The following is a 24,965-nucleotide window of genomic DNA, read 5'->3' on the forward strand; positions in this document are numbered from 1 at the left end:
TGTGGCGTTAATGTTGGTGGTTATTGACAACGGCTTATCTTAAAACCGGCAATCCTGAATGGACATCGGCGTTCTGCGCCCGATGCCGCAACAAGTGGTCCATCAACACGATCGCCACCATCGCTTCCGCTATCGGCGTTGCGCGAATGCCGACGCATGGATCATGACGGCCTTCCGTAATCACCTCAACGGCTTCGCCTTGACGATTGATACTTTTACCAGGCAAACGCAGACTGGACGTAGGCTTCAGCGCGATACTGGCAACAATCGCCTGACCGCTGGAAATGCCGCCCAGAATGCCGCCCGCATGGTTGCTCAAGAAGCCGTCCGGCGTGATTTCATCGCGAAACTGCGTGCCTTTGCTGTCAATGCAAGCGAAGCCGTCGCCTATTTCCACGCCTTTTACGGCATTGATGCTCATCAATGCATGAGCCAGATCGGCATCGAGCCGGTCAAAAACAGGCTCGCCCAGACCGGGCGGAACATTGGTTGCCACGACATTGACTTTGGCGCCTATCGATTCGCCTTCTTTGCGCAGGGCATCCATGTAAGCTTCCATTTCCTCTATTTTATCCGCATCCGGACAGAAAAATGGATTGCTGTCGATAATATCCCAATCGATCTTTTCTATTTTTATAGGCCCCAGTTGAGACAAATAGCCTTTTATCTCGATGCCGGCCTGCTCTTTCAGATATTTTTTGGCGATGCCGCCGGCCGCTACGCGCATGGCCGTCTCGCGGGCCGATGAACGGCCGCCGCCGCGGTAATCCCTGATGCCGTACTTGTGCTGGTAGGTATAGTCAGCGTGCCCGGGCCTGAAACTGTCGGCGATTTTTGAATAATCCTTGGAGCGTTGATCGGTATTTTCAATCAGAAGTCCGATAGGCGTGCCCGTCGTCTTGCCCTCGAATACGCCGGACAGGATTTTAACTTCATCGGCTTCGCGGCGTTGTGTCGTGTGTCTGGATGTGCCGGGTTTTCTGCGATCCAGATCCTCTTGCAGGTCGGCTTCGGTCAATGACAGCCCCGGAGGGCAGCCGTCAACGATACAACCCAAGGCAGGGCCATGACTTTCACCGAACGTGGTGACAGTAAATAATTTTCCTATGGTATTTCCAGACATTATGCTAAAGCCGCTAAGAATAGTTCGTGATATTGATTAACCTGTTCAGCCGTCAGCAAGAACACGCCATCTCCGCCGCGCTCAAAAGCCAGCCAGTAAAAAGGCACCTCAGGGAATGCGTATTGCAATGTTTCCGCGCTGCTGCCGACTTCCACGATCAAAATGCCCTGCTCCGTCAAATGACGGCCAGCTTCAGCCAGAATGCGCAGCACGATATCCAGCCCTGATTCGCCGCCTTTAAAACCCATGTCGGGCTCGGCGCGAAACTCGGCAGGCAACTGCTCCCATTCGGCATGGCTGACATAAGGCGGATTGCTGACGATGATGTCATAGCGATGATCAGGCAGTTCCTTGAATAAATCCGATTGATACAGCGTCACCGTATCGGCGATCTGGTGTTTCGCCACATTCATTTCAGCAACGACCAGCGCATCGTCAGACAAATCGACCGCATCCACATAGGCGTCGGGAAATGCATAAGCACAGGCGATAGCGATACAGGCGCTGCCGGTGCACAAATCCAGGATGCGCTCGACCAGATCTTCCTCCACCCAGGGCTCGAATCGCTGCTCGATCAACTCGGCGATCGGCGATCTCGGCACTAACACTCTCTCGTCGACATAAAACGACAAACCCGCAAAAATAGCCTCATGGGTCAAATAAGCGGCCGGCTTTCTTTCGATGATGCGCCTGTCGATGATATCTATGACGTTTTGACGTTCTTTTAGCGTTAAAATAGTCTCCAGATAAGCATCAGACAGATTATAGGGTTGATGAACGGTATGCAGGACCAGAGCCGCAGCTTCGTCCAGCGCTGTCGCCGTGCCATGTCCGAAACAGATTCCGGCTTCGGTAAACCGGCTGGCGCCCCAGCGGATATAATCACGAATGGTCGACAGTGTGGTTAAAACATCAGATGGTGTTGTTTTCATTGATTAACAGGAAATATAGAGAGAACATCAATCTCAATTAAAACGGGGATTTTAAACTAAACTTTTGTGGCCTGTCCGAATATTCAACAAACAATTCATACGCAAAATATTACGGACACGCAGTAGTCATGTTGATGCTATCAGTGCCTTGACTGCCCATCAAGTTACCGGTTTTGATCCTAGAACCATGCTGGCCGAGTTGATCATGATATAGACATCGGCCTATTTTGACCCGTGTCGATAATCATCCTGATATTGTTTTTCCAGTCCTAAAGATCTCGTCGAATCGAGTAAGGAAATCTGCGCGCGGCTTATCCGCCGATTTTGAAGATGTGATCTCCTTAAAAACTCGCGGCTTTGGCTCTCGCTTTTCTGGCGCCGTCGAAATCCTGCTGCATCACCCTGGCATTGGCGATTAATAGCCAGCTTTGTCTTTTCAAACGCGTATCTTTGGACGCCAACAATGCCGATTTTTTCGCCAGGTCTTCCGCCAGGCGCGGCTTGGATTGCTTGAGCCTTAACTCCGCCAGTTTATAAAACAAGACTGCGTTGCGGGGCTCTATTCTGATGGCGCGCTCAATGACAGCGACGGCCGAGTCAAGGTTGCCTGACTGACTGTTTTGGTCTGCTGCTGAAACAAGAGCGCCTACAGCCGGCGATGGCGACAGAAGAGCTACCGGTTCCAACGGTTGTATCGTTTCCGTATGCACTGCGGGAGGGGCGGCAGGCTCCGGATATGAAGGTACATCAGTACTTGGGACTGATTCTATCGGCGGCATTGTTTCCAGCGGCGCTGTAGTGATCGGGCCGAAGTCTTTAAGTGGTTGGGTTTCTACGATCGGAGCCGCCGGGCGTTTAGCCTGTTTGATAGTCTTGGGAGGCTTCGGCTTGGGCACAGTGCTGACATGGATATCCGGTTGCCTTCCATATACCGGCGCTGGCCGCTGAGAACCATAAAACTCGGCACAGCCTGTAATCAAAGTAGGTAGGGAACAAACTAAAACAAGTCGTTTAATTGGCATTGACATTTTATATTAAAATAGCTCTATGTTATTTGATTGGTTCCGCTGATGAGCTTCTTTTTACCCAAGTGCCTCATCTACGGATTTACCTTGTAAAATAGCGTCGAGCATCAGCTTTTCAGATTTCATAGGGACATTGTACCCGGATATTTTCCTGAAAGGACTGTCACTCCTCGGGATTATAAAGGCATTCCGAATTTTCTACTAATTGCCGCCTTAAATTCAATGCCACGCTTAACAACTTTCATATCTTGACGAATAAACTGGATCAGGCATTGGTATAGCTTGAAATCAAGTATTGCAGGTTATCCCTGTCCAGCTTTTGATTGTCTACTTTGAGATAAGCGACCGCCTCTTCGTAATGTAAGGTCACTTCTTCTACCCCAATAATTTTCATCATCTCCGCCATAAATTCGTTGGCTTCCTGCTCCGTCAGCTTTTCCAGTGAAATGAGCAGGTTCGCCCAATAACGGGGCGGCTTCATGCTGAAGGATAAAAGCAGCCAGCTGCCGGCAGCGGCGGCGCAAAATAAAAATACCGCGCTGGCGCCAAACTCGCCATAACACCAGCCACCCGCCGCGCCACCTATTCCCGCGCCCAGAAACTGACAGGTCGAATAGGCGCCCATGGCTGTGCCTCGCAAATCAGCCGGTGCGGTTTTGGAGATTAATGACGGTAAGGTCGCTTCCAATAGATTAAAACCGCAGAAGAACAACCAGAGGAATCCAATTATGGCAGGCAGGCTGTTGAACTGCATCAAGCCGAGATCAGCCAGCACAAGTGCAGCAATGGCGCCTATAAAAACGCCTTTCATCTTGCGTTTTTTTTCTGCCAGTATGATGAATGGAACGATAACGGCCATGGAGGTAATGAATACGGGCAGATAGACCTGCCAGTGCTGGGCGGGTAACAAGCCGGCATCACGCATCAGTAAAGGCACGATGACAAAGCTGGCCGTCAGAATGGCATGCAGGATAAAAATGCCGTAATTCAACCGCAGTAATTCAGCATTTTTCAGCACATGCGAAAATTGCGTCGGCACGAGTTCCGCATCGCGATGTTTTTTGGATTGCCGGGGATTGGGCACTACAAATAGGATGATCAATATAGCCAGCAATGCCAGTCCCGCAATCAGCCAGAATATGCCGTGCACGCCGATAAAACTCGCAATCACGGGACCGGCAGTGATGGCAACGCCAAAGGATACGCCGATACTGGCGCCGATCAGCGCCATGGCTTTCGTGCGGTGCACTTCCTGTGTCAAATCGGCCACCAAAGCCATGATGGCGGCGGCTACCGCGCCAGCTCCCTGTATGGCCCGGCCCAGCAGAACGCCATGGATAGTAGTGGAAACGGCGGCAACCACACTGCCGGCAAAAAACAGCAATAAACCGATGACAATGATTTTTTTGCGGCCAAACCGATCCGATAGCAAGCCAAAAGGAATTTGCAGAAGCGACTGGCTGATGCCGTAAATGCCAATGGCCAGACCGACTAATGAAGGTGTCGCTCCCTCAAGCTGCTCGGCGAATAACGACAAGACCGGCATAATCAGGAACAGGCCGAGCATGCGGAAGGCATAAATGCTGGCCAAAGACCAGGTGGCGCGTTTTTCCGATGGGCTCATCGGACTCGTAATGTCCTGCACTTTTGTCAAAACCAATTTCTCCTTTGTAATCGTTGCGCTTAAAAGTCGCCCATTATAGCAATCATTTCGGCGCATTCACGTATTTGTGCCATACCCAAGCGCTTTCTGAGTTAGTTTGTATTAGGCCGTTTTTGAACGTATATTATGCGGTTGTTTAGATTGACGGAATCATTCGATGGATATCATTAGCATCCGCGGAGCCAGAACGCATAACCTGAAAAATATCGATCTCGATCTGCCCCGGGACTCACTTATCGTCATCACCGGCCTTTCCGGTTCAGGCAAGTCATCACTGGCTTTTGACACGATTTATGCCGAAGGCCAAAGACGTTATGTAGAATCGCTTTCCGCCTATGCCCGTCAGTTTTTATCGATGATGGAAAAGCCCGATGTCGACCATATCGAAGGCCTGTCGCCGGCCATCTCGATCGAACAGAAATCGACTTCGCACAACCCACGCTCAACCGTCGGCACGATTACGGAAATCTACGATTATCTGAGACTGCTGTACGCGCGCGCCGGCACGCCGCGCTGCCCCGAGCACCAGGTTTCGCTGGAAGCGCAAACGATCAGCCAGATGGTCGATCAGGTTCTTGCCCAGCCTCAGGATCAACGCTGGATGCTGTTGGCGCCGGTCGTCAGTCAGCGCAAAGGCGAACATACCCAGTTGCTCGACGACCTGCGCGCGCAGGGGTTCATTCGCGCCCGCATCGACGGCGTCGTGTGCGATCTGGACGAAGCGCCGGCACTGGATCTAAGAAAGCAACACACCATTGAGGTCATCGTCGATCGCTTCAAGATCCGCGACGATATCGCTTTAAGACTGGCCGAATCATTCGAGACCGCCCTGCGCATGGCCGACGGCATCGTTATTGCCGCATGCATGGATGACGGTACGGAACTGCTGTTCTCCGAGCGCTATGCCTGCCCGCATTGCGGATACAGCCTGAACGAACTGGAGCCGCGCATCTTCTCGTTCAACAACCCCAAAGGCGCCTGCGGCAGTTGCGACGGCTTGGGCGTGCGGCAGCACTTCGATCCCGAGCTGATTATTCACAATCCCGACATCAGCCTGGCCGGCGGCGCGGTTCGCGGCTGGGACCGGCGCAACGCCTATTATTACCAGATCATTTGCTCGCTGGCCAGGCATTACGACTTTGACCCGGAAGTGCCTTTTTCGCAATTGCCCGGCGATATCCAGTCCATGATTCTATACGGCAGCGGCAATGAAACCATCGAGTTCAAGTTCCTGACCGGCACCGGCGGCGCCAAGAAAAGGCGTCACAGCTTCGAGGGCATCATCGCCAACATGGAGCGGCGCTATCACGAGACCGACTCTCAGATGGTCCGGGAAGAGCTGGCGAAATATTTGTCCAACAAGACCTGCAACGTCTGCGATGGCGCGCGGCTCAATATCGCGGCCAGAAACGTTTTCATCGAAGACCTGCCGATCCATCATCTGACGCGCTTCCCTATCCGCAAATCGCTGGATTTCTTCAGTCACCTTAACCTGAGCGGCAAACGCGGCGAGGTCGCCGTAAAAATCGTCAAGGAAATCCAGGAACGGCTGGAGTTTCTGGTCAACGTGGGACTGGATTATTTGACACTGGACCGCAGCGCCGAAACGCTGTCCGGCGGCGAAGCGCAGCGCATACGCCTGGCCAGCCAGATCGGAGCAGGTCTGGTCGGCGTCATGTACGTGCTGGACGAGCCCTCGATTGGCCTGCACCAGCGCGACAATCAGCGCCTGCTGAACACCTTGTTCCGCCTGCGCGATCTGGGCAATACCGTGATCGTGGTCGAGCACGACGAGGACGCCATTCGTTCGGCCCAGCACATCGTCGATATCGGCCCCGGCGCGGGCGTGCATGGCGGACGTGTCATCGCCCAGGGCACACTGGCGGATATTCTCGCTAGCGAAGACTCGCTGACGGGCCAGTATTTATCGGGCAAGATCGACATTGCCGTGCCCGATTCCTTGACGCCTGTCGATACAGATAAACAAATCGTCGTGCGCAACGCGCATGGCAATAATCTGAAAAATGTCGACATCGCCTTCCCTGTCGGCCTGCTGACCTGTGTCACGGGCGTGTCCGGGTCCGGCAAGTCGACATTGATCAACGATACGCTGTACTGCCACGCGGCGCGTTTAATCAACCGCGCAGGCGCCATCCCCGCCCCTTGCGATGCCATCGAAGGACTGGACTACTTCGATAAGGTTGTCGATATCGACCAAAGCCCGATCGGGCGCACGCCACGCTCGAATCCGGCCACCTATACCGGCCTGTTCACGCCAATACGGGAATTGTTCGCCGCCACGCCTGAATCGCGCTCGCGCGGCTATACGCCCGGCCGGTTCAGCTTCAACGTCAAGGGCGGCCGCTGCGAAGCCTGTAAAGGCGACGGCGTCATCAAGGTGGAAATGCACTTTCTGCCCGACATCTTTGTCAACTGCGACATCTGCCATGGCAAGCGCTACAATCGCGAAACGCTGGAGATACGCTACAAAGGCAAAACCATCAATGAAGTGCTGGACATGACCGTCGAAGACGCGGCGGCCTTCTTCAGCGCCGTTCCGTCCATTGCCCGTAAACTCGATACGCTGACCGAAGTCGGCCTGAGCTATATTACCCTGGGGCAAAACGCGACAACCCTGTCCGGCGGCGAAGCGCAACGCGTCAAGCTCGCCAAGGAACTCTCCAAACGCGATACCGGCAAGACTTTGTATATTCTCGATGAGCCGACTACGGGGCTGCATTTCCACGATATCAAGCAGTTATTGTCGGTCTTGCATACTCTGCGCGATCACGGCAATACGGTCATCGTCATCGAGCATAACCTGGACGTCATCAAGACGGCGGACTGGGTCATCGATATGGGCCCCGAAGGCGGCGACGGCGGCGGCACGCTGGTGGCCGAAGGCACGCCGAAACAAATCTCCGAAAACCCGGCCTCACATACCGGAGTTTATCTGAAGCGTTTTTTTGAATGATCGGTATGGGCCGACGTCAGCCTGCAAGGATTCAACGGAAACTTAGCCCCCACGCCCACTGTCAGATTTGCTGATGCTTTCCAAAGGCGAACCATTAACATAACGCTATAGAGAGAGGATGAGTCATGAGCAATCAGACATCAGAGAATAAACCAGGCACCGACTTCGGTATATTTTATCCGCTCGGCTATCTCGTCGTCGCGTTTCCGAAACAGGAGGATGCGCGGCAGGTACAGCAAGATCTCATGGCCGGCGGGTATGACCAGGCCGATTGCGAGTTTTATACATGCAAAGAAGTGGCTGATGCGGCACAACGTAATCTTGCTGATAATAAGGGCTTTCTGGCGCGATTGGGCTGGAGTGATGAAGCGGTAAAAGCCCATCTGGAAGCCGCCAAGCAAGGCTCCGCGTTCTTGCTGATCTATGCGCCCAGCGATACGGAAGCAGCGCGCGCGATGAACGTCATCCGTCGCGTGCCGTTTGATTTTGCGCATCGTTACCAGCGCTTTACGATCGAAGAAATTAAGTAGCTCCGACTCATGAGCGACAAATCAAACAGTACTCCGAAGGGTTCGGTTTTGTACCTTTCCCATGGCGGCGGCCCCCTTCCCTTGCTCGGCGACGAAGCGCACAAGGAAATGATAGCTCTGCTTAAAAAAGTGACGCCTGTTCTTGGCAATCCCTCGGCTATTTTAGTGATCAGCGCCCACTGGGAAGAAGACAAACCAACCATTACCAGCGGGGCGTCCCCTTCCTTGATCTATGATTATTACGGGTTCCCGGAGGAATCCTATAGGATCGAATATCCAGCGCCAGGCGCCCCCATGCTTGCGGGCAAGATATTCGATCTCTTGAAAAGCCATGGCATTGACGCAAGCCTCACGGACCAGCGAGGCTTTGATCACGGTTTATTCGTGCCGTTGAAGATCATGTACCCTGACGCAAACGTTCCTTGCGTTCAATTGTCCCTGGTCAAGAGCTTGCGGCCTGATGAGCACATCCGGATTGGCAAAGCCTTGGTCGGGCTGTTGGAGGAGAATGTGCTTGTCATCGGTTCCGGGTTTTCGTTCCATAATCTCCGGGCGTTTTTTGCGCCATCGACAAAGGAAACGCAAGCCATGAATGAAGCCTTCGAGCGGTGGCTGATTGACACCTGTTCAAGCCGTCAGTTAAGCGAGTCTGAGAGAGAGCATAGGCTGATCAATTGGGAAAGCGCTCCGGCCGCAAGGTATTGCCATCCGAGAGAAGATCACCTGTTGCCTTTACATGTCTGCTATGGCATCGCCGGCTCAGCGGCCAGGCAAGTATTCAGATTCGAAATAATGGAAAAAAAAGCGAGCGCTTATCTCTGGTGAAGCAGAGCGATTGCCGCCATCTCCTTTCACCGAGCGACGATCTCCCCATTAAAATCCCGCACCGAACAAAAGCCGAGCGATTGTGTCGAATGTTGTGATAACAAAACAATAATCGCGAACTCTCGGCGGTCGCCACCGCCGACCTGAAGGTACTTTGATATGCATAAACCGGCTGGCAGATGGACGATGCCATGAACGCACGCGGAAGCATTACGCGGCATATTTTGATGTTTTGCCTGGCCACAGGTCTGATCGGAGGATGCACCCCGCTACCGTCGCTCGACGGCCGAAGTATTTCCACGGCGCTTTCCGATACCGAGTCCAATGCCACCCGGCTCGGCAAGGCGATTTCATCATCCATTGAGGCGCATCCCGGAAAGTCCGGCATTCACCCGCTTCCGAACGCGCACGATGCGTTTGCCGTGCGGGCTTTATTGGCTCAGGCCGCCGAGCGTACCCTTGATATCCAGTATTACATCTGGCATTGGGACATGACCGGCATCCTGTTGCTCGAAGCCCTGCATGCCTCGGCTGACCGCGGTGTGCGCGTGCGGCTATTGCTCGACGACAACAACACCTCTTCCGAGCTCGACGCAATGCTCATGGCGCTTGATTCCCACCCGAATATCGAAGTTCGCCTGTTCAACCCGTTCATGATCCGCAAGCCGCGCGTGATCGGTTATATCACCGACTTCTCACGGGCGAACCGGCGCATGCATAACAAGTCCTTTACCGCCGATAACCAGGCCACGATCATCGGCGGCCGCAATGTCGGGGACGAGTACTTCGGCGCGGCGGAGGGCGTGTTATTCGCCGATCTGGACGTCATGGCCGTGGGGGCAGTCGTCAAGGAGGTGTCAAACGATTTTGACCGATACTGGGCCAGCGAATCGTCATATCCCATCGATCGTATATTGTCGCCCGCTGACCCTGCCATGATCAAAGAGCTTGCATCGGCCGCATCGATGGTCGAGAGCGATCCGGCCGCCGTGGCTTATATGGATACGAGACGTAACTCGGCTGTGGTCCGTAAACTGGTTCAGGGAAACCTGGAACAGGAATGGGTTGTAACCCGTATGGTCAGCGACGATCCGGGCAAAGGACTTGGCCCGGTCTCGAAAGACTCCCACCTGACCCATGAGCTTAACGAGATCATCGGCGAACCGGAAGCTGAAGTGGAGCTTGTTTCGCCTTACTTCGTGCCGACCGCCGCAGGCGTCGATGCGTTTGTGGCTCTAGCCAGTCGGGGTGTGGACATCAAGGTATTCACCAATTCCCTGGAGGCCACGGATGTGCCTGTCGTACACGCCGGTTATGCGAAGTGGCGCAAACCGCTGCTGGAGGCCGGCATCACGCTTTATGAAACAAGGCTGTTATCCCCGGAAGCCGAGAGAGATCGGAGAACCGGCATACTGGGCAGTTCGGGTTCGAGCCTGCATGCAAAAACATTTTCGGTGGATCATTCAAGCATTTTCATCGGCTCGTTCAATTTCGATCCTCGTTCGGCAAAACTGAACACCGAGTTGGGCTTTGTGATCGATAGCCCGACATTGGCAAAACAGATCGACGCTATATTCGATGGCGGCATTCCCGAGAATGCCTATGAGGTACGCCTGTCCGATAACGGGAACTTGTATTGGCTTGAGAATCGGGATGGAAAGTCGGTACGGCATGAGACGGAGCCCGGCACGAATTTTTGGCAACGTGCCATGGTCTCTTTTCTGTCATGGTTGCCGATCGAGTGGCTTTTATGACCGGGATGGGATGTAAAAGTCCACAGCGGAACATAAAAAAGGCGTGTCGAACCTGTCCGACACGCCTTTTTTGTACCCGATAGGGTAAAAACGGAAATTAACCTTTTACTGAACTGGCAATTTCATTAAACGCTTCAACTCTTGATTTGCCTGTGGTTACCAGATCAACGCCTGTATCGACTACCATTTTGCCAAGCCCAGGTATCTTGTAAACCACCATGACCAAATAGCCAACAACCGGAACAGCGATAAAAGCCGCGATAAAACCGTTAAGGCCAATGGCCGACATGAGTTTTATGAGCAGTGCAATCGCATCCAGCGGCAATAACACCATGGCGCCGAAATAGGCCAATACCATGAACGTGAACAGTACAAAAACTACAAATTGAAGCAGCCTTACCAATGCAACATTAATATTTTTCATATTATTTTTTAATTTCCTGATAGAACTTAAGAAGCCTTTTTTAGTCAGAAAGCGTTCTGACTTTCATTGATTTTTTATCAAAAAGCCCCACTTTTTGAGATCGGCAATTATACCTTAAAGCCGTCAAAATAATTTATTTTTCTTCCGCCAACTCATTTCGAATAAACAACCGATACAGGATAGTACCCGTCACAAAGCCGCCTAAATGCGCCCACCAGGCCACATCGACCGTAACACCCTCAAAAATGACTGACGTGGTTGCATCGTGTAACTGGATAATGACCCACAGCCCCAAAAAAGCAATGGCAGGAATATGGATGACAATCGGTAAAAGGAATAAAGGGACCCAGATGATGACCCGGGCGAGCGGATAGAGAAAGAAATAAGCCGCCAGTACACCGGCAATAGCGCCCGATGCGCCGACAACCGGTATGGCAAGGCGGGGATCGAAATACCATTGAAGAAATGTTGCACAAAGCCCGCAAAGCAAATAAAAGATCAGGAAAAATCCATGTCCCATTCGATCTTCCACATTGTCGGCAAAAATCCACAGAAAAATCATGTTTATGGCCAGGTGCCACCAATTTCCATGCAGGAACAGGCTGGTCAAAAAAGACAAATAATAGTCTTCCGGCAAACCGAAACTGACGCCCCATTGCGGATCTGAATAACGGATGGGCACCATGCCATACAGATAAATAAGCCGGTAACTCAACTCATTCGGCATCACTTGCATGGCAACAAAAATAATAATGCAGATAGCCATTAATCCCCAGGTCACCCAAGGCCTTATATTGCAGGGCGCTGTATCTCTAATTGGTATCATTGCTTCCCCTATTGTTGATTTTAATTACCGAGTAATCCTGGTATTCCTAGCTCAAGCTTATCAGTTAAAAATACTGATGAGCAATGAATCTGCATTTATTGATAAGCCCTTGGACCAAAAAGTTTATAATGCCGGAAAAAATAGCTTCTTCTCATCTTTGCCTTGCGGCTACCGTTAACAATCCATGCAACCGACTTCAATAGACACCCCCCTATCCTTTTCAGATTTATCCCTTGACGAGCGTTTGCTCATGGCGTCAAGCAAACTGGGCTTTGAGCAGCCCACGCCGACTCAAGTGCAGACTATTCCACCAGCCCTGCAACATAAAGACCTGCTGGTCAGCGCCGAGACCGGCAGCGGCAAAACAGCCGCCTTCCTGCTGCCGACCTTGCATCATTTGCTGACGATTCCCGCTTCGCATGCAGGAACACGTGCACTGGTGCTGGCGCCGACCCGGGAACTCGCGCGGCAGATTTTTCAGCAATGCAGGCACTTGTGCGAATTCACCGAGCTGCAAGCCGGCCTGATTACCGGCGGCGATGACTTCAAACAACAGCAGAAAACCTTCCGCAAACATCCCGAGATCATCATTGCCACACCTGGACGGCTCCTGGAACTGCTGGAGCAGGACGCGCCCGATTTTGATGAGCTGGAAGTGCTGGTGCTGGATGAAGCCGATCGTATGCTGGATATGGGTTTTAGCGACGACGTCTTGTCCATCGTTGAGCACTGCAATGCGCAAAGACAAACGCTGCTGCTTTCCGCAACGCTGGCTCATCAAGGCGTCACGAAAATAGCCGCTCAGGTACTGAAAAAACCTGAAGTGGTCGCCTTAAACAGCCTGCACGACGAACACGGCAATATTGAGCAGCAAATTGTTCTGGCCGACGACAATGATCACAAACAGAAACTGCTGGCCTGGCTGCTGCTGAACGAAACCTATGACAAGGCGCTGGTATTTACCAACACCAAAATTCAGGCCGACAGTCTGCGCGGCCCGTTGCGGGGCCAGAAGCTCCGTGTCGGCGTGCTGCACGGCGATCTGGATCAGAAAGACCGTAACCGTGTTTTGGAATTGTATACGCAGGGCGATATCAACATTCTGATTGCCACCGATGTCGCGGCGCGCGGTCTCGATGTAAAAGGCATCGATCTGGTGATTAATTTCGATATGCCGAGAACCGGCATCGACTATATCCATCGCATCGGCAGAACGGGACGCGCCGACGAACTGGGTCTGGCGATTGCCCTGGTGAAAAGTACCGAATGGAATTTAATGGCCGGCATCGAGCGTTTTTTAAAACAGAAGTTTAAACGCCGCACGATCAAGGAAATGGAAGGCAAGTATAAAGGTCCTAAAAAACTTAAAGCCTCAGGAAAAGCCGCAGGCAGCAAGACAAAAAAAGAACCTAAAAAAGAAGCTGTCAAAAAGGCCAAAATGCGTCATCGCGACAAGAAAAATATCGGCAAACGCCGCGCCCCAAGCAATAAGCCTTCCACAGAGCAAGTCCCCACTGATTAATCAGTAAAAAATCAGACGGCCGATTTATCGGGCTGCCTGATTTACAAAATCGCTCGGTTTAAGTCTTCGTTAAACCGAGCGTCATACAACTCATGACGTCTCCTCATCGCCTGAATAATCATGCCCTCGCAGGTCAGCCGTTGCATAACAATAACGTCCAGTCATTTACGAAAAATCAGATTGATAATCAGCGTCAAAATCAGGCTGACGATGATCATCGAGGTAATCGGAAAAAAAATAACCCGTTTTTCATCCCTGATATGAATATCACCGGGCAGCTTGCCAAACCAATTGATCAGCCCGGGAGCATAATTGAAAACAAGCCCGGCAACGATCAGGATGACGCCAATGATCATCAATACTTTACCGGTTGTCATAGGTTGCCCTCCATTACGCTAAGCCACTGTTTTTAATTCTGCGATTATAACCACTTATTACTGCGCTCTTAGTCGGTATGTTTACTTAGGCGTTAATGCGAATTTTATTTTTCTATTCAATAGGCTATTTTACCTGACAATTCATGCTACCTGGAGGCTTCAAGCAGGTGGCAGGCAAACTCGCCCATTTGCTGAAGGCACCAACAGCTATTTTAGAGGGGCTATGGCAATAACCGATCCATCCACTGAAGCAGCGGCAATGGCGCAAGACAACCCCCGCTTCACGATTAAAGATTGCACACTTAAAAGCCAGGGAAATGGGGATTACCGTGAAAAACTTTGTGCGTGAAAATTTCCTGCTGACCCGCCAGCTGCGCGAACATCTGACATTGATGTTCGCGTTGCAATATGGCGCCGTTGACTGTATCGAGCTGGGCTGATGGCTGTCAAGCGCCGCCATCTGATGCCTTTCGGCGCGCAACTCATGGATGACGGCCGGGTGCGTTTTCGCTTGTGGGCGCCGGGGGCCGACAAAGTCGAGCTCAGTCTGCTAGGGCTGGATCCTGAAGAACATCTGCCGATGACACCGGAAGACGAAGGTTGGTTCGGCATTATCACCGAGCATGGCAGTAGCGCTTATTACTATCAATACTGTATTAACGAGGCTGTTTATGTTCCTGATCCGGCCTCGCGCTATCAACCGGAAACCGTGCATGGCGCCAGCCAGATCGTCGATCCCAACGACTGGGACTGGCAGGATCAGGACTGGCAAGGACGACCCTGGGAAGAAGTCGTCCTGTACGAGCTGCATATCGGCACGTTCACGGCCGAGGGCACATTTGCCGCCGCCAGGCAGCAGCTCGATTATCTGGCCGAACTGGGAGTAACGGCTCTGCAGCTCATGCCGATCGCGGACTTTCCCGGCACCCGCAATTGGGGCTACGATGGCGTGCTGCCTTTCGCCCCGGCCACGGCTTATGGCACGCCGAACGATCTGAAGGATTTCATACAGGCGGCGCACGCCAGGGGCCTAATGGTTTTTCTGGACATGGTTTACAATCATTTCGGCCCCGAAGGCAATTACCTGAATCAGTATGCGCCGGCATTTTTTACCGACCGTCATCAAACACCCTGGGGCGACGCGATCAATTTTGACGGCCCCGGTAGTACCTGGGTGCGCAACTTTTTTGTTCATAACGCCTTGTACTGGCTCGAAGAATACCATGTTGACGGGCTGCGGTTCGATTCCGTCCATGCTATTTTCGATGACTCCGATCCTGCCCGTCCGCCACTTTTTGAGTATCTGGCCCAGGAGGTGCGCCATGCTCATGGTTATGACCGCCATATTCATCTGGTTCTGGAAAACGACAACAATGCCGCACATTATTTAAGGCCAACCCCGGCGAAGCAGCATAACAGCCATTACAATGCCCAATGGAATGACGATATTCATCACGTGCTGCATGTGCTGCTGACCGGCGAAACCAGCGGTTATTATCAGGACTATGCCGAGCATACGCTTGAACATCTCGCCCGTTGCCTGACCGAAGGTTTTGCCTACCAGGGAGAAATCTCCTCCTATCGGGACTGCAGACCGCGTGGCGAACCGAGCGCCGATCTGCCGCCTACGGCCTTCGTGGTTTTTCTGCAGAATCATGACCAGATTGGCAACCGTGCTTTCGCGGAGCGCCTTTCCGCGTTATGTTCCCCGAAAGCGTTGCGCGCGGCCACGGCGATTATTCTGCTGGCACCGTCCATACCTCTCTTGTTTATGGGACAGGAATGGGGCGCATCTACGCCCTTCCCTTATTTCGTCGATTTCACGGCAGAACTGAGTGAGAAAGTCATACAAGGCCGGCTCCGGGAATTTGCGCGCTTCCCGGACTTTAATGACTCGCTGAACATACCGCTGCCCAATCAGATCGACACTTTTCTGTCAGCAAAACTGGACTGGCATGAACTGGAGCAACCGTCTCACCGGCAATGGCTGGATTACCACCGGCACCTGTTGGATCTGCGCCGGCAGTACGTTCAGCCGCGTCTATCCGGCATGGCCGGCGGGCAAGCAGAGTATCGGTTATTAAGCGAGCGAGCATTAACGGTGAACTGGCGATTGGCCGATGATTCGCAACTGGAGTTAATCGCCAATCTAGGCGATGAATCGGTGACGATCGATAGCCCCAGCACTGGTGAAGTCATTTTCAGAACCGATACAGCGATAGCCGATCTTCAGCCGCCATACACACTACCCCCTTGGTCAGTAGTCTGGCTGTTAGCTGAAGGCTGAACGGTCATGGCGCCGGTCAAGGCGATTCCTGATGCCACTCCGGTTACGTTGTTGATGGCCAGTTAATAACTTGAATAAAAGAATGCTCAAAAATGATGAAAGCTCAGCAATGTGTGCTACCGTACAGAACTCATCTGTTTTTAAGCGTAGAGTTTGAACCAGATAAGGCAGAACAGTTTATCTTAATGAAAACGAACCTGTTTAGGAGGAAATATGGATATTGAAGTTGGCGGTTTTCTAGGTTTTATCGTACTCGTCCTGGATATCTGGGCCATAATTAGCATTGTAAAAAGTGCTGCTTCAACTGGAGCGAAGGTTTTATGGGTGATTTTGATTTTACTGCTGCCTGTTGTGGGTTTGATAATTTGGTGGTTTGCAGGGCCGAAAGGTGATTAATTGATTTGTTAAATGGAGATAGAAGCTTAGCCAGTAGTTTGGGTTTTAGCCTCGATGACAACGGGACTAAAACCTTTCCGTCTGGCTTTTTTTCTTCTATTTTGAAAGAAGTCACTTTACATGCGGCATCTTCCTAACACGACTGGCGTGTAAAATTATTTACAATATGTCTATGATATAATAAACTTTTTATTTTATATTTCTCATAGCCTGTGCCATCAACTTTATAGTGAAGTTGGTAGTTTTTTCCACTGGCTTCCCAGGATGAGAACGAAGGGATATTTCAATGTTTTTTATCGCGCCTTGCGGATGAGCCACAATCCGTAAATGATGCTATTGAGAATCAGGACGATTATTCCGAATGTGATTTGTATTTGATGGGTTAATCCAGTGGGATAAATTACTGGCATGATGTAATGATCGATAAAATCGCCGGAATAAGTATCTCCATCAGCGGATCTAAGCTTGTTTTCAAGCGGTGTCAGAGGACAAATGCCGCCGCTGAGTTCGATAAATGCCCCCCATGCGGCAGCCGGTAAATGAAGCCATGCGAGCCACCGCCATTTGAAGATGAACAGGCCGCCGAAAACGACAAATAAAATGAAGGAAAAATGCAGCAGTACGACCAGATCGGCAACTAATTGATTTGACATTGACTCTCCTTAATGAGGCACTTGAATTGGCTTGGAGTCTGACGGAATCGCCTCGTTCATGAATTTTGCTTACATTCGGCTATCTTTTAAATTTAAGTGGGTAACAGCATTACAATAGTCCCTTCCCTACTCAGCACGACAATTATTTTATGAAGACAATTTTAATAACGGGCAGTAATTCGGATATTGGTATAGCCGTTGCAAAAGCCTTGTCCAACCATCCATTGCAATTGGCTCTACATTATTATTCAAATCAAGCTAAAGTTAGTGAGCTTCAAGCTTGGCTGGATGAAAAAAATGTCCAAAACCGCCTTTTTCAATGCGATCTGACAGAGCCCAGTCAAGCCGAGTCTCTGATTGCTCAGACCTTGGCGGCATTTGGCTCGCTTGACGTCTTAATCAATATCGTCGGCCCTTTTACGTATAAAGACATTCTGGAGGTCACTCCGAAAGAATGGTTCGATGATATTAATCTGAACCTGCATACCTGCTTTAACACCACTCATTATGCACTGAATGAACTGCGTCGTAACCAAGGCCAGATCATCAATTTTGCCTTTTCCGGCGTGGAAAACATCAAAGCATGGACGATGTCGACCGGTTACTGCGCTGCTAAAACGGGTGTTGCCGCATTAACTAAAAGTCTGGCTGTCGCTCTTGCTCCGCACAAAGTGCGCGTTAATGCGATCTGCCCCGGACTTGTCGAGGAAGGTCATATCAGTGCGGAAGAGCGTCAGCAAATGGCAAGTCAAATCCCCTATGGTCGCCCTGTGCGCCCCGACGAAATAGGCCAAACTGCTGCATGGCTGGTTTGGAATAGCCCGGAATCGATGACCGGTTCATTGATTACTGTTGCCGGTGCCTGGGAGTACTAATCTCAATGGATTGACTTGATGCTTAAAGCCCAAAACTGATTATTCAGTTCTCCTTGTTAGTTGATCAATACTTCGGACAGTTTTAATGGAGTAGAACCATGAGCAAACTCTGGGATAATACGGTTTCCGACATCGAACAACCCCAGAAATCAGCTCATGGAAGAGATAGTAAACTCAGTTTTAACCTCAATGTCCAGCGTCAAAAAGCCGCAAAGACTATTTCTGATGGGGTTGTTTTCAGTGTTGAGATTGTTTCAAGGCAAGGCGACGTTTCGTAACCTAAGCCGCTACAGCGAAATGCATGAAAAACGTTTTTCGCGTTGGTCCCGTCGAGCCTTTGATTTTACTCACTTCAATGCCCGATTACTTGCTCATGAATTGCCCGAAGCTCACGAACGGATAGCCGCCATTGATGCCAGTTTTATGAAAAAAAGCGGGAAGCACACAGAGGGTTTGGGGTACTTTTACCATAGCCAGGCAGGCAAAGCTGAAAAAGGCTTGGAGATTTCGCTTATTTCACTCGTTGATTTGAATGCCAATACCGCCTATGCCATTGATGCCCGACAAACCGTGGATGTTGAAGAACAGAGCCGGGTGGACCTCTATGCCCGGCATTTTCGCGAGGTTGCCCCGGCGTTGAAAAAGGCTTCAATACGCTATCTGGCCGCCGACAGCTATTACAGCAAGGTGAAATTTATTGATGCGGTTTGCGAACAAGCGTTTGATTTGGTCGGTAAACTGCGGATTGATGCGGATTTGTACTGGCTTTACCCAGGCGACTATAAAGGCTGTGGACGCCCGAAAAAATACGACGGAAAAGTCGACATCGTGTCCGAGAAAGCGCGTTTTGGCTATCACCTCACACTGGAGGGCGGTGTCGACCTGTACAGCCAGGTGGTCTATTGCAAACGCTTTAAGCGAAACCTCCGGGTTGTCTTGCTTCATAACAGGCAAAAAGTCAAAGAAGGCCATGCGCTTCTGTTCTCAACGGATGCGGCTCTGGATCCTGTCACAATCCTTCACTACTATAAAGCGCGTTTTCAAATCGAATTTTTGTTTCGTGATGCCAAACAATATACCGGGCTCATGGATTGCCAAGCCCGCTGTAAAGAAGCGATACAGATGCATACCAATGCGTCATTGACAGCGCTGAATCTCTTGAAGCTTGAATATCGACGTCAAAAACAGACGACGCAGGAAACGGTGATTTCCATTGCCTCCTGGAAACGTAAAAAATTCAATCAACACTTGCTGTTACGCCTTTTCGACAAGTTAGGCCTGAGCGGAGAGTGCGAAAAAATAGCCCAACTATTTGACGAATTCAGTGATTATGGGACGATTGCTGCGTAAAAGTGTTCGAACTATTGGTTGATGGGGAAACTTTTTAATTAAAATGTCTATGATATAATATTCTTTAATTTTATAAGCATCATCATGTGGTAATGTGATAAACATTATGAAGGCGGATGCGGATAAGGTAAGGATTAATTATGTCTATGATATAATTAATATATTGATTTAAATACTCATCTTTCGTCACGGATGGCATCACTTTAGATCAATTTTTAACCGGCTAATTTTGGCCCGGCTTCCAGCTCGTTTTTTTGGGAACTTTCAAACCTGGTTTTCAGCCTCGATCGCCTGTCATTGAATCAAGCGCCAGCATTGAACCTGATAATTCAGTAAGGAAGGTCACGTTCGCGCCCATGGGCGCGAACGTGCTAGTTGACTCCATTATGTTTCAATCGACTTATGGTATTGAACACCAGTTGACTCGCGAGATATCAGATTCCAGAGCCGTATGCTCCATGCTTGTCTTTTTTCAAGCCCTTCTTTTCCCATGGACGCCATCAGTCAGGTTCACGGCTGATCATTGCTTCCGATCTTGGTCACGAAGGCATCATTAGGAAAACTACCGCCGAAAGCAGGCTGCAAGGCGTTCACGGTCGGGAAGTCAGATGAACGGGTCTCCCCTGTCACATAAGCTTGGCCCTGCTGATCCAGAGCGATCCCGAAACCCTGATCATTTCCACTGCCGCCGAGGTAGGTCGCATAACCCAGTGCCGAGCCATCAAACGTGAGCTGGACGACAAAGGCATCTTGTTCACCGCTTAAAGTCGGCTGCAAGGCGTTTTCGGTCGGGAAGTCGGTCGAGAAGGTGAACCCCGTCAAAGAAGCCCGGCCCATCTGATCCACGGCGATCCCGAACCCCTGGTCATTTCCGCTGCCGCCAAGGTAAGTCGCATAGCGTAGCGCCGCTCCGTCGGCCGTGATCTGAGCGACGAAGGCATCTTGTTCACCGCTTAAAGCCGGCTGCAGGGCATTCTCGGTCGGGAAGTCGGTCGAGCTGGTTTGTCCCGTCAGTGAGGCTTGGCCCTGCTGATCCACGGCGATTCCAAAGCCAAAATCCCCCCCGCTGCCGCCCAGGTAAGTCGCATAATTCAGCTCCGCTCCATCAGGCGAGAACTGGGCGACAAAGGCATCGGAATCTCCGCCATATGTAGGTTGCAGGGCATTCTCGGTCGGGAAGTTGGGCGAAGACGTCTGTCCCGCTACAGAGACCTGGCCTAGTTCATCCACGGCGATGCCCCAGCCCCTTTCAGAGTCACTGCCGCCTAAGTAGGTGGCATAGTTCAGCGCTGCCCCATCGTCCGTGAACTGGGCGACGAAGGCTTCTGTTCCACCGCCTGAAGCCGGCTGCAGGGCGTTTTCGGTCGGGAAGTCGGTCGAGCTGGTTTGTCCCGTCAGTGAGGCTTGGCCCTGCGGATCCACAGCGATTCCGAAGCCCACATCAAATCCGCTGCCGCCCAGATAAGTGGCATAGCGCAGCGCTGCACCATCGGCTGTGAGTTGGGCGACAAAGGCATCTCCACCACCGCCATATGCTGGCTGCAAAGCGTTCTCGGTCGGGAAGTCGGACGAGAAGGTGAACCCCGTTACAGAAGCCTGACCTAGTTCATCCACGGCGATACTAAAGCCTCCGTCGGCGACGTTGCCCAGACCCTCGCTGGATCTGCTCCCGCCGAGGTAGGTGGCATAGCCCAGCGCCGAACCATCTGCCGTGATCTGAACAACAAAGGCATCGAGATTGCTGCCGATAGCGGGCTGTAGAGCGTTTTCAGTCGGAAAGTCGGTCGAAGAGGTTTGTCCTGTCACATAAGCCCGGCCCTGCTGATCCACGGCGATGCCCTGACCAATGTCAAGCCCGCTGCCGCCGAGGTAGGTCGAATAGACCAGGACCGGATCGATGATGAGGGGACGTGTAGTATCATAGGATGACACCTGAAAACCCACTTCCTGGCCTTCCATGACTACATAGTTGCCTTTGATGGGTTTGCGAACTCCGCCTGTTTCCTGATAAATGGCTGGCTTGTGTATGCGGAGTTCCTCGCTCATCGCGCGCAGAATCAATTCTCCCGCCCGATTCACCTGGATGTGATCGGCGCCTTGAAAAGCCAGTTTGACCTGTCGGGGATCGGCGCCTGGCGCCACCACAAAGTCATACTCCAATTGTCCCTGGTTGCCGTAGTATTCCAGGTCCACGCCAGGATACAGGTCTTTGTAGGCAACCTTGGCATAGGTCTGCACTCCCGTGACCCATTGATTAGGGTTCTTGCCGGTCAGGTAGTTGACCTTTCCGGGCAGCGCTTTCTTACCCAAAATCCGGGGGGCAGGATTTGCCCCAATGAACCGCATCCGCACTATTGCCCTGTTTGACTCCCTCGAATCAGAGAATTTTACGTTAGGCGGAAATGAAGATGAGAATTTTCTGTTGGGCGGAGTCGAGGGCGAGAATTTTCTGTTGGGCGGAGTCGAAGGTGAGAATTTTCTTTTAAATGGAGACGAGGGTGACGAAAACCTTCCATCAGATGGAGACGAAGGTGAGAATTTTGCGAAAGATGAAGTCTTGGCCTGGGGTTGAGGCTTTATCAAGGATAGCACGGCTTCGGTGGGTGTCAGGAATAACGTGAAGCCATGACCCCGTGAGAGAAATTTCACCTGGCTATCCGATTGCCCCTGATTAGCCTCAAAACTGAGCGGCAGCTTCCCATAATTCGATTGTACCTGAGCCTTCACGCCCGGAGCCACCGCCAGGGCGGCTGATACAGAATCGGACATCAAAGCCAGACAAACCATGCCTGCGGCAATGCCGCATAGACGCATACCATCCCTGTTCGATGCGACAAATTGAATCGGTTCCATGAGAACCTCCTATGTTAAGGTGTTTTTAAACCAACGACAGACCTGTTTTGAGCCTGGGAATTGAACGCCAGGGGGCACGGAAAAGCGCTAATAATGTGGCAAACGAGCAGGTGAAGGCCATTTTTATTGCGCATATGTTGCCCTCCAGGACATCCCCCAGCCTGAAAAAAAATCAGCCCTTAACCTGAGATGGATTTTGGAAATAAAATAGTAGGTATACTGAGCCGCACGGTCAATACGTTCAAGTGCGTAATGGAATACTCATCCTTAACAATCAGATGCTCGAATGGGCGCCTGCCAACAGCAGGCGGAGTCACCTCCACATGTTGCGTAAGCCTTGTTAAATTTATAAGTTATGACGCTTCGGGCTGAAAGCCAACGGTGGACGCTCCGGGCGAATTCGGCCACCCGTATTTGAATAAGCTAATTTATATACACTCCTGATATGTCTATGATATAAATGCAATCTGTATAAAACGCTAAAGGAGATTTTATGCCTACTATTCACTCTGAGCTCAGAGCCGAGCTGGATCAGGTTTTAAAGCAATTATTGTCTGAGCAGCAGGCGCTGAGTGACCGTCTGCTGGAGCAAAAACATTTTCCGTTATGGGCGCAGCATCTGGATGCGCCCGCGGATCGCGAGCAGCTGGCGGCGTTTGTTAAACTGGTTGTCTATGCCAATGATGAAATGAAGCCAGGGGATACGCTGAACTATATTGGCATGTGCGGAACCGATTCAGCCACAATGGACCAGATTGAGCAGGTCAATCAATTGCGGTACACCTTGCAGCGCGTGTTGATGCGCATGGACAAGATTTTGGTCAATCAGGATGATCTGAAAATCCCGCTATCAAAATTTGCCCTGGAGCGTTTAGGGTATGCCCGCTTTAGTCGGCGCCAAGCGAGCCGGAAATTTTTCTATTTTCCGCATGCCCTTGAATCCGTTTCCTTTACCTGGTTCCGCTCCCGCATGGTATCGAGGCTCAACGTATCCGATGCGCAAAATCTGCTGGAAAAGAAAATTAATGGCGGTGGCGACGCCGCCTATATAGCCGGATTGAAAATGCAACTGAAGCTGCTGGCCACGATTCCGTTCGACGAACCATTGGCGCAGGTTTCGCCGCCATCCAATCATCCGCGCGCCAATATCGCCTGGTTCGATGAGGATGGCGTTTTGCGTCGGAAGGTCTGCATGGCGGTCGGGCCGATCTTTTTTCTGGCTGCCAAACATTCCGCCCTGCCCCGCTTTCGGGCCTTATCGGAAAATCCGGAAAACAAACCCTTACGGCTCAAGCGCATCGATGTCGAAATACAGGATGAGGTTTTTCTGCCGTCCATTAAGGTGCATCGGTATTTACCTGAACTACGGGAGAAAAAGAAAAACGAACAAGAAGATAAGCATTCTGCCGGTTGATTTAAATAGCCTGCAAGGAAAAACCCGGGCTGTCTGGGACGCTTATTCCAGGATGAGGTAAGACGTCGCCATGCCCGCCTCGATGTGATCCGTTACATGGCAATGATACATCCATTCTCCGGGATTGTTGGCATTCATATCGGCCGTGACCATGGAGGCTGGGAGCAATTCAATGACATCCGTACGGCGCGCTCCGGGCCCTTCCCCGACCCTGACAGTCTTGCCATGCCAGTGCGCGGTATGCAGATCGATTTCGTTCCCCATTGCCATAACGTGCCAGCGGACTTTTTCGCCATTTTTCATAATCAGCCCCTTCAAATTGCCGAAGATGTATCCATTGATGCTGTGCATCAGGCCTTTCTCTTCGCCTCCGGCTTTATCGAACACGAAGAATGCCGTAAAGAACTCACGGTCTACATCCCGTGGGCTGCCATCAGGATTGGCAAAGCCTTTCCGGGTAATCACAATCGGACCTAACAATCCGCTATTAATATTCGAGGACTCATCAAAATGGGTATGGTACCACCAGACCTTGGAACTGAGGTCTCCCTTGTCAGGACCACTCTCCTCATCAGCCATCCAGGTATAGTTATAACAGGCGCCCGGCTTTACTTTCGCGCCGCCACCAGGTTGAGAGCGACTGTTTACACCGACATAGTGAGCCCCCTCATCTTCTTTGTTGTACCTAAGGGCATGGGGATGCATGCTGTATGCCCCCTTGCTCGAGCGATTGCAGAAATGCACGATAATGGTATCGCCGACCTCGGCGCGAATAATGGGTCCCAGTATGCCCAGCCATTCAGGCTGAGTTACTTTGGTAGCGAAGTTACTGTCCGTGTACTGAATATAACGGGTTGAAGGAAAGCTGTGACTGCTGGCCCATGGTTCAGGAATGCTGCAGGGTGAATCGTGGCAATGGATCAGGTTCCGGTTTGAAGGAGCGAAATCCCAAATCGTGTCCTCTGCCGCTATAAAATATTCGCGTGTTATTGCCGATGCGGGTGATACTCTGGCACTAATGAAGAGGATAAGCATGACAAAAAGTATTTCATGAATTTTCATGATAGATCCCTTTAGTTTTTATATAGGCAAGAGCTTGCTTTTATAAAACGGTAAATAGAAGCGACGACCATGGCCTAATACGATATAAAGCTCAATTGGC

At 51.2% G+C, this 24,965-nt stretch carries 22 protein-coding genes; 12 read left to right on the top strand and 10 right to left on the bottom strand.

Annotated elements, in window-relative coordinates; genetic code table 11:
* Positions 1 to 34: 34 nt before the first annotated feature.
* The 4 genes from aroC to METLU_RS0107610 form a co-directional block, all read right to left on the bottom strand.
* Positions 35 to 1,123 carry a chorismate synthase gene (gene aroC / locus METLU_RS0107595; protein WP_027157693.1) on the bottom strand — a complete coding sequence of 363 codons (1,089 nt, stop codon included), beginning with the start codon at positions 1,121 to 1,123 and terminating at the stop codon, positions 35 to 37.
* Entirely contained in the window at positions 1,123 to 2,055 is a 933-nt protein-coding gene (prmB, locus tag METLU_RS0107600) for a 50S ribosomal protein L3 N(5)-glutamine methyltransferase (protein ID WP_027157694.1), read from the bottom strand. Before prmB ends, aroC begins: the two co-directional genes overlap by 1 nt.
* A gap of 341 nt (positions 2,056 to 2,396) precedes the next feature.
* Positions 2,397 to 2,951, bottom strand: coding sequence for a tetratricopeptide repeat protein (locus METLU_RS0107605; protein ID WP_081679044.1), 555 nt, complete (start codon positions 2,949 to 2,951; stop codon positions 2,397 to 2,399).
* A gap of 394 nt (positions 2,952 to 3,345) precedes the next feature.
* Positions 3,346 to 4,704 (bottom strand): MFS transporter, encoded by a 1,359-nt coding sequence (locus METLU_RS0107610; RefSeq protein WP_036243608.1) that lies wholly within the window; start codon positions 4,702 to 4,704, stop codon positions 3,346 to 3,348.
* A 196-nt stretch (positions 4,705 to 4,900) separates the two neighbouring features.
* On the opposite strand from METLU_RS0107610, the gene uvrA reads away from it, so the two are divergent.
* The 4 genes from uvrA to METLU_RS0107630 all read left to right on the top strand — a co-directional run bounded on the left by uvrA (position 4,901) and on the right by METLU_RS0107630 (position 10,826).
* The gene (uvrA, locus tag METLU_RS0107615) at positions 4,901 to 7,717 is read left to right on the top strand and encodes an excinuclease ABC subunit UvrA (protein WP_027157697.1); all 2,817 of its coding nucleotides are present in this window, start codon (positions 4,901 to 4,903) and stop codon (positions 7,715 to 7,717) included.
* 125 nt (positions 7,718 to 7,842) lie between these two features.
* Entirely contained in the window at positions 7,843 to 8,247 is a 405-nt protein-coding gene (locus METLU_RS0107620) for a hypothetical protein (protein WP_027157698.1), read from the top strand.
* A 9-nt stretch (positions 8,248 to 8,256) separates the two neighbouring features.
* Positions 8,257 to 9,072 (top strand): DODA-type extradiol aromatic ring-opening family dioxygenase, encoded by an 816-nt coding sequence (locus METLU_RS0107625; RefSeq protein ID WP_027157699.1) that lies wholly within the window; start codon positions 8,257 to 8,259, stop codon positions 9,070 to 9,072.
* A 191-nt stretch (positions 9,073 to 9,263) separates the two neighbouring features.
* Positions 9,264 to 10,826 carry a phospholipase D family protein gene (locus METLU_RS0107630; protein ID WP_231383569.1) on the top strand — a complete coding sequence of 521 codons (1,563 nt, stop codon included), beginning with the start codon at positions 9,264 to 9,266 and terminating at the stop codon, positions 10,824 to 10,826.
* Between the two features lie 97 nt (positions 10,827 to 10,923).
* On the opposite strand, the gene METLU_RS0107635 is transcribed toward METLU_RS0107630, so the two are convergent.
* Both METLU_RS0107635 and METLU_RS0107640 read right to left on the bottom strand, forming a co-directional pair.
* Positions 10,924 to 11,250 carry a hypothetical protein gene (locus tag METLU_RS0107635; protein ID WP_027157701.1) on the bottom strand — a complete coding sequence of 109 codons (327 nt, stop codon included), beginning with the start codon at positions 11,248 to 11,250 and terminating at the stop codon, positions 10,924 to 10,926.
* Between the two features lie 133 nt (positions 11,251 to 11,383).
* Positions 11,384 to 12,016 (bottom strand): rhomboid family intramembrane serine protease, encoded by a 633-nt coding sequence (locus tag METLU_RS0107640; protein WP_407939061.1) that lies wholly within the window; start codon positions 12,014 to 12,016, stop codon positions 11,384 to 11,386.
* Here METLU_RS0107640 and METLU_RS28300 point away from each other — a divergent pair.
* Together METLU_RS28300 and METLU_RS0107645 are read left to right on the top strand one after the other, a co-directional pair.
* On the top strand, positions 12,003 to 12,254 hold the full coding sequence (locus METLU_RS28300; RefSeq protein ID WP_196806643.1) for a hypothetical protein: 252 nt from the start codon (positions 12,003 to 12,005) through the stop codon (positions 12,252 to 12,254). The genes METLU_RS0107640 and METLU_RS28300 overlap by 14 nt on opposite strands.
* A gap of 72 nt (positions 12,255 to 12,326) precedes the next feature.
* Positions 12,327 to 13,598 (top strand): DEAD/DEAH box helicase, encoded by a 1,272-nt coding sequence (locus METLU_RS0107645; protein WP_331271264.1) that lies wholly within the window; start codon positions 12,327 to 12,329, stop codon positions 13,596 to 13,598.
* Positions 13,599 to 13,759: 161 nt separating this feature from the next.
* Here METLU_RS0107645 and METLU_RS0107650 read toward each other — a convergent pair whose 3' ends face one another.
* On the bottom strand, positions 13,760 to 13,975 hold the full coding sequence (locus METLU_RS0107650; protein ID WP_027157704.1) for a DUF2905 domain-containing protein: 216 nt from the start codon (positions 13,973 to 13,975) through the stop codon (positions 13,760 to 13,762).
* A gap of 439 nt (positions 13,976 to 14,414) precedes the next feature.
* Between METLU_RS0107650 and treZ the strand changes: the two genes are divergently transcribed.
* Entirely contained in the window at positions 14,415 to 16,262 is a 1,848-nt protein-coding gene (gene treZ, locus METLU_RS0107660; protein ID WP_036242934.1) for a malto-oligosyltrehalose trehalohydrolase, read from the top strand.
* A gap of 213 nt (positions 16,263 to 16,475) precedes the next feature.
* Entirely contained in the window at positions 16,476 to 16,658 is a 183-nt protein-coding gene (locus METLU_RS0107665; RefSeq protein WP_027157706.1) for a PLDc N-terminal domain-containing protein, read from the top strand.
* 293 nt (positions 16,659 to 16,951) lie between these two features.
* Here METLU_RS0107665 and METLU_RS0107670 read toward each other — a convergent pair whose 3' ends face one another.
* Entirely contained in the window at positions 16,952 to 17,311 is a 360-nt protein-coding gene (locus tag METLU_RS0107670; RefSeq protein WP_027157707.1) for a DUF2784 domain-containing protein, read from the bottom strand.
* 149 nt (positions 17,312 to 17,460) lie between these two features.
* On the opposite strand from METLU_RS0107670, the gene METLU_RS0107675 reads away from it, so the two are divergent.
* The 3 genes from METLU_RS0107675 (at position 17,461) to METLU_RS26660 (ending at position 19,536) form a co-directional block, all read left to right on the top strand.
* A complete protein-coding gene (locus METLU_RS0107675; protein WP_027157708.1) occupies positions 17,461 to 18,186 on the top strand; it encodes an SDR family NAD(P)-dependent oxidoreductase in 726 nt (241 codons plus the stop codon).
* A 98-nt stretch (positions 18,187 to 18,284) separates the two neighbouring features.
* Positions 18,285 to 18,464 carry a hypothetical protein gene (locus METLU_RS28305; protein WP_196806518.1) on the top strand — a complete coding sequence of 60 codons (180 nt, stop codon included), beginning with the start codon at positions 18,285 to 18,287 and terminating at the stop codon, positions 18,462 to 18,464.
* Positions 18,427 to 19,536 (top strand): transposase, encoded by a 1,110-nt coding sequence (locus tag METLU_RS26660; protein ID WP_196806519.1) that lies wholly within the window; start codon positions 18,427 to 18,429, stop codon positions 19,534 to 19,536. The genes METLU_RS28305 and METLU_RS26660 overlap by 38 nt, the downstream gene beginning before the upstream one ends.
* Before the next feature lie 510 nt (positions 19,537 to 20,046).
* On the opposite strand, the gene METLU_RS0107685 is transcribed toward METLU_RS26660, so the two are convergent.
* The gene (locus tag METLU_RS0107685) at positions 20,047 to 22,389 is read right to left on the bottom strand and encodes a DUF7948 domain-containing protein (RefSeq protein ID WP_081679046.1); all 2,343 of its coding nucleotides are present in this window, start codon (positions 22,387 to 22,389) and stop codon (positions 20,047 to 20,049) included.
* 493 nt (positions 22,390 to 22,882) lie between these two features.
* Here METLU_RS0107685 and METLU_RS0107695 point away from each other — a divergent pair, with 493 nt between their 5' ends.
* Entirely contained in the window at positions 22,883 to 23,803 is a 921-nt protein-coding gene (locus METLU_RS0107695) for a hypothetical protein (RefSeq protein ID WP_027157711.1), read from the top strand.
* Between the two features lie 42 nt (positions 23,804 to 23,845).
* Here METLU_RS0107695 and METLU_RS0107700 read toward each other — a convergent pair whose 3' ends face one another.
* On the bottom strand, positions 23,846 to 24,865 hold the full coding sequence (locus tag METLU_RS0107700; protein ID WP_027157712.1) for a multicopper oxidase domain-containing protein: 1,020 nt from the start codon (positions 24,863 to 24,865) through the stop codon (positions 23,846 to 23,848).
* Positions 24,866 to 24,965: the final 100 nt, after the last annotated feature.

Origin of the sequence: Methylobacter luteus IMV-B-3098 (assembly GCF_000427625.1) — a bacterium.
GTDB classification, from domain to species: Bacteria; Pseudomonadota; Gammaproteobacteria; order Methylococcales; family Methylomonadaceae; genus Methylobacter; species Methylobacter luteus.

Coding starts and splice junctions, on each gene's coding strand:
- aroC (WP_027157693.1), bottom strand. CDS start 1,123: ATGTCTGGAAATACCATAGGAAAATTATTTACTGTCACCACGTTCGGT.
- prmB (WP_027157694.1), bottom strand. CDS start 2,055: ATGAAAACAACACCATCTGATGTTTTAACCACACTGTCGACCATTCGT.
- METLU_RS0107610 (WP_036243608.1), bottom strand. CDS start 4,704: ATGAGCCCATCGGAAAAACGCGCCACCTGGTCTTTGGCCAGCATTTAT.
- uvrA (WP_027157697.1), top strand. CDS start 4,901: ATGGATATCATTAGCATCCGCGGAGCCAGAACGCATAACCTGAAAAAT.
- METLU_RS0107620 (WP_027157698.1), top strand. CDS start 7,843: ATGAGCAATCAGACATCAGAGAATAAACCAGGCACCGACTTCGGTATA.
- METLU_RS0107625 (WP_027157699.1), top strand. CDS start 8,257: ATGAGCGACAAATCAAACAGTACTCCGAAGGGTTCGGTTTTGTACCTT.
- METLU_RS0107630 (WP_231383569.1), top strand. CDS start 9,264: ATGAACGCACGCGGAAGCATTACGCGGCATATTTTGATGTTTTGCCTG.
- METLU_RS0107635 (WP_027157701.1), bottom strand. CDS start 11,250: ATGAAAAATATTAATGTTGCATTGGTAAGGCTGCTTCAATTTGTAGTT.
- METLU_RS28300 (WP_196806643.1), top strand. CDS start 12,003: ATGCAGATAGCCATTAATCCCCAGGTCACCCAAGGCCTTATATTGCAG.
- METLU_RS0107640 (WP_407939061.1), bottom strand. CDS start 12,016: ATGGCTATCTGCATTATTATTTTTGTTGCCATGCAAGTGATGCCGAAT.
- METLU_RS0107645 (WP_331271264.1), top strand. CDS start 12,327: ATGGCGTCAAGCAAACTGGGCTTTGAGCAGCCCACGCCGACTCAAGTG.
- METLU_RS0107650 (WP_027157704.1), bottom strand. CDS start 13,975: ATGACAACCGGTAAAGTATTGATGATCATTGGCGTCATCCTGATCGTT.
- treZ (WP_036242934.1), top strand. CDS start 14,415: ATGGCTGTCAAGCGCCGCCATCTGATGCCTTTCGGCGCGCAACTCATG.
- METLU_RS0107665 (WP_027157706.1), top strand. CDS start 16,476: ATGGATATTGAAGTTGGCGGTTTTCTAGGTTTTATCGTACTCGTCCTG.
- METLU_RS0107670 (WP_027157707.1), bottom strand. CDS start 17,311: ATGTCAAATCAATTAGTTGCCGATCTGGTCGTACTGCTGCATTTTTCC.
- METLU_RS0107675 (WP_027157708.1), top strand. CDS start 17,461: ATGAAGACAATTTTAATAACGGGCAGTAATTCGGATATTGGTATAGCC.
- METLU_RS28305 (WP_196806518.1), top strand. CDS start 18,285: ATGAGCAAACTCTGGGATAATACGGTTTCCGACATCGAACAACCCCAG.
- METLU_RS0107685 (WP_081679046.1), bottom strand. CDS start 22,389: ATGGAACCGATTCAATTTGTCGCATCGAACAGGGATGGTATGCGTCTA.
- METLU_RS0107695 (WP_027157711.1), top strand. CDS start 22,883: ATGCCTACTATTCACTCTGAGCTCAGAGCCGAGCTGGATCAGGTTTTA.
- METLU_RS0107700 (WP_027157712.1), bottom strand. CDS start 24,865: ATGAAAATTCATGAAATACTTTTTGTCATGCTTATCCTCTTCATTAGT.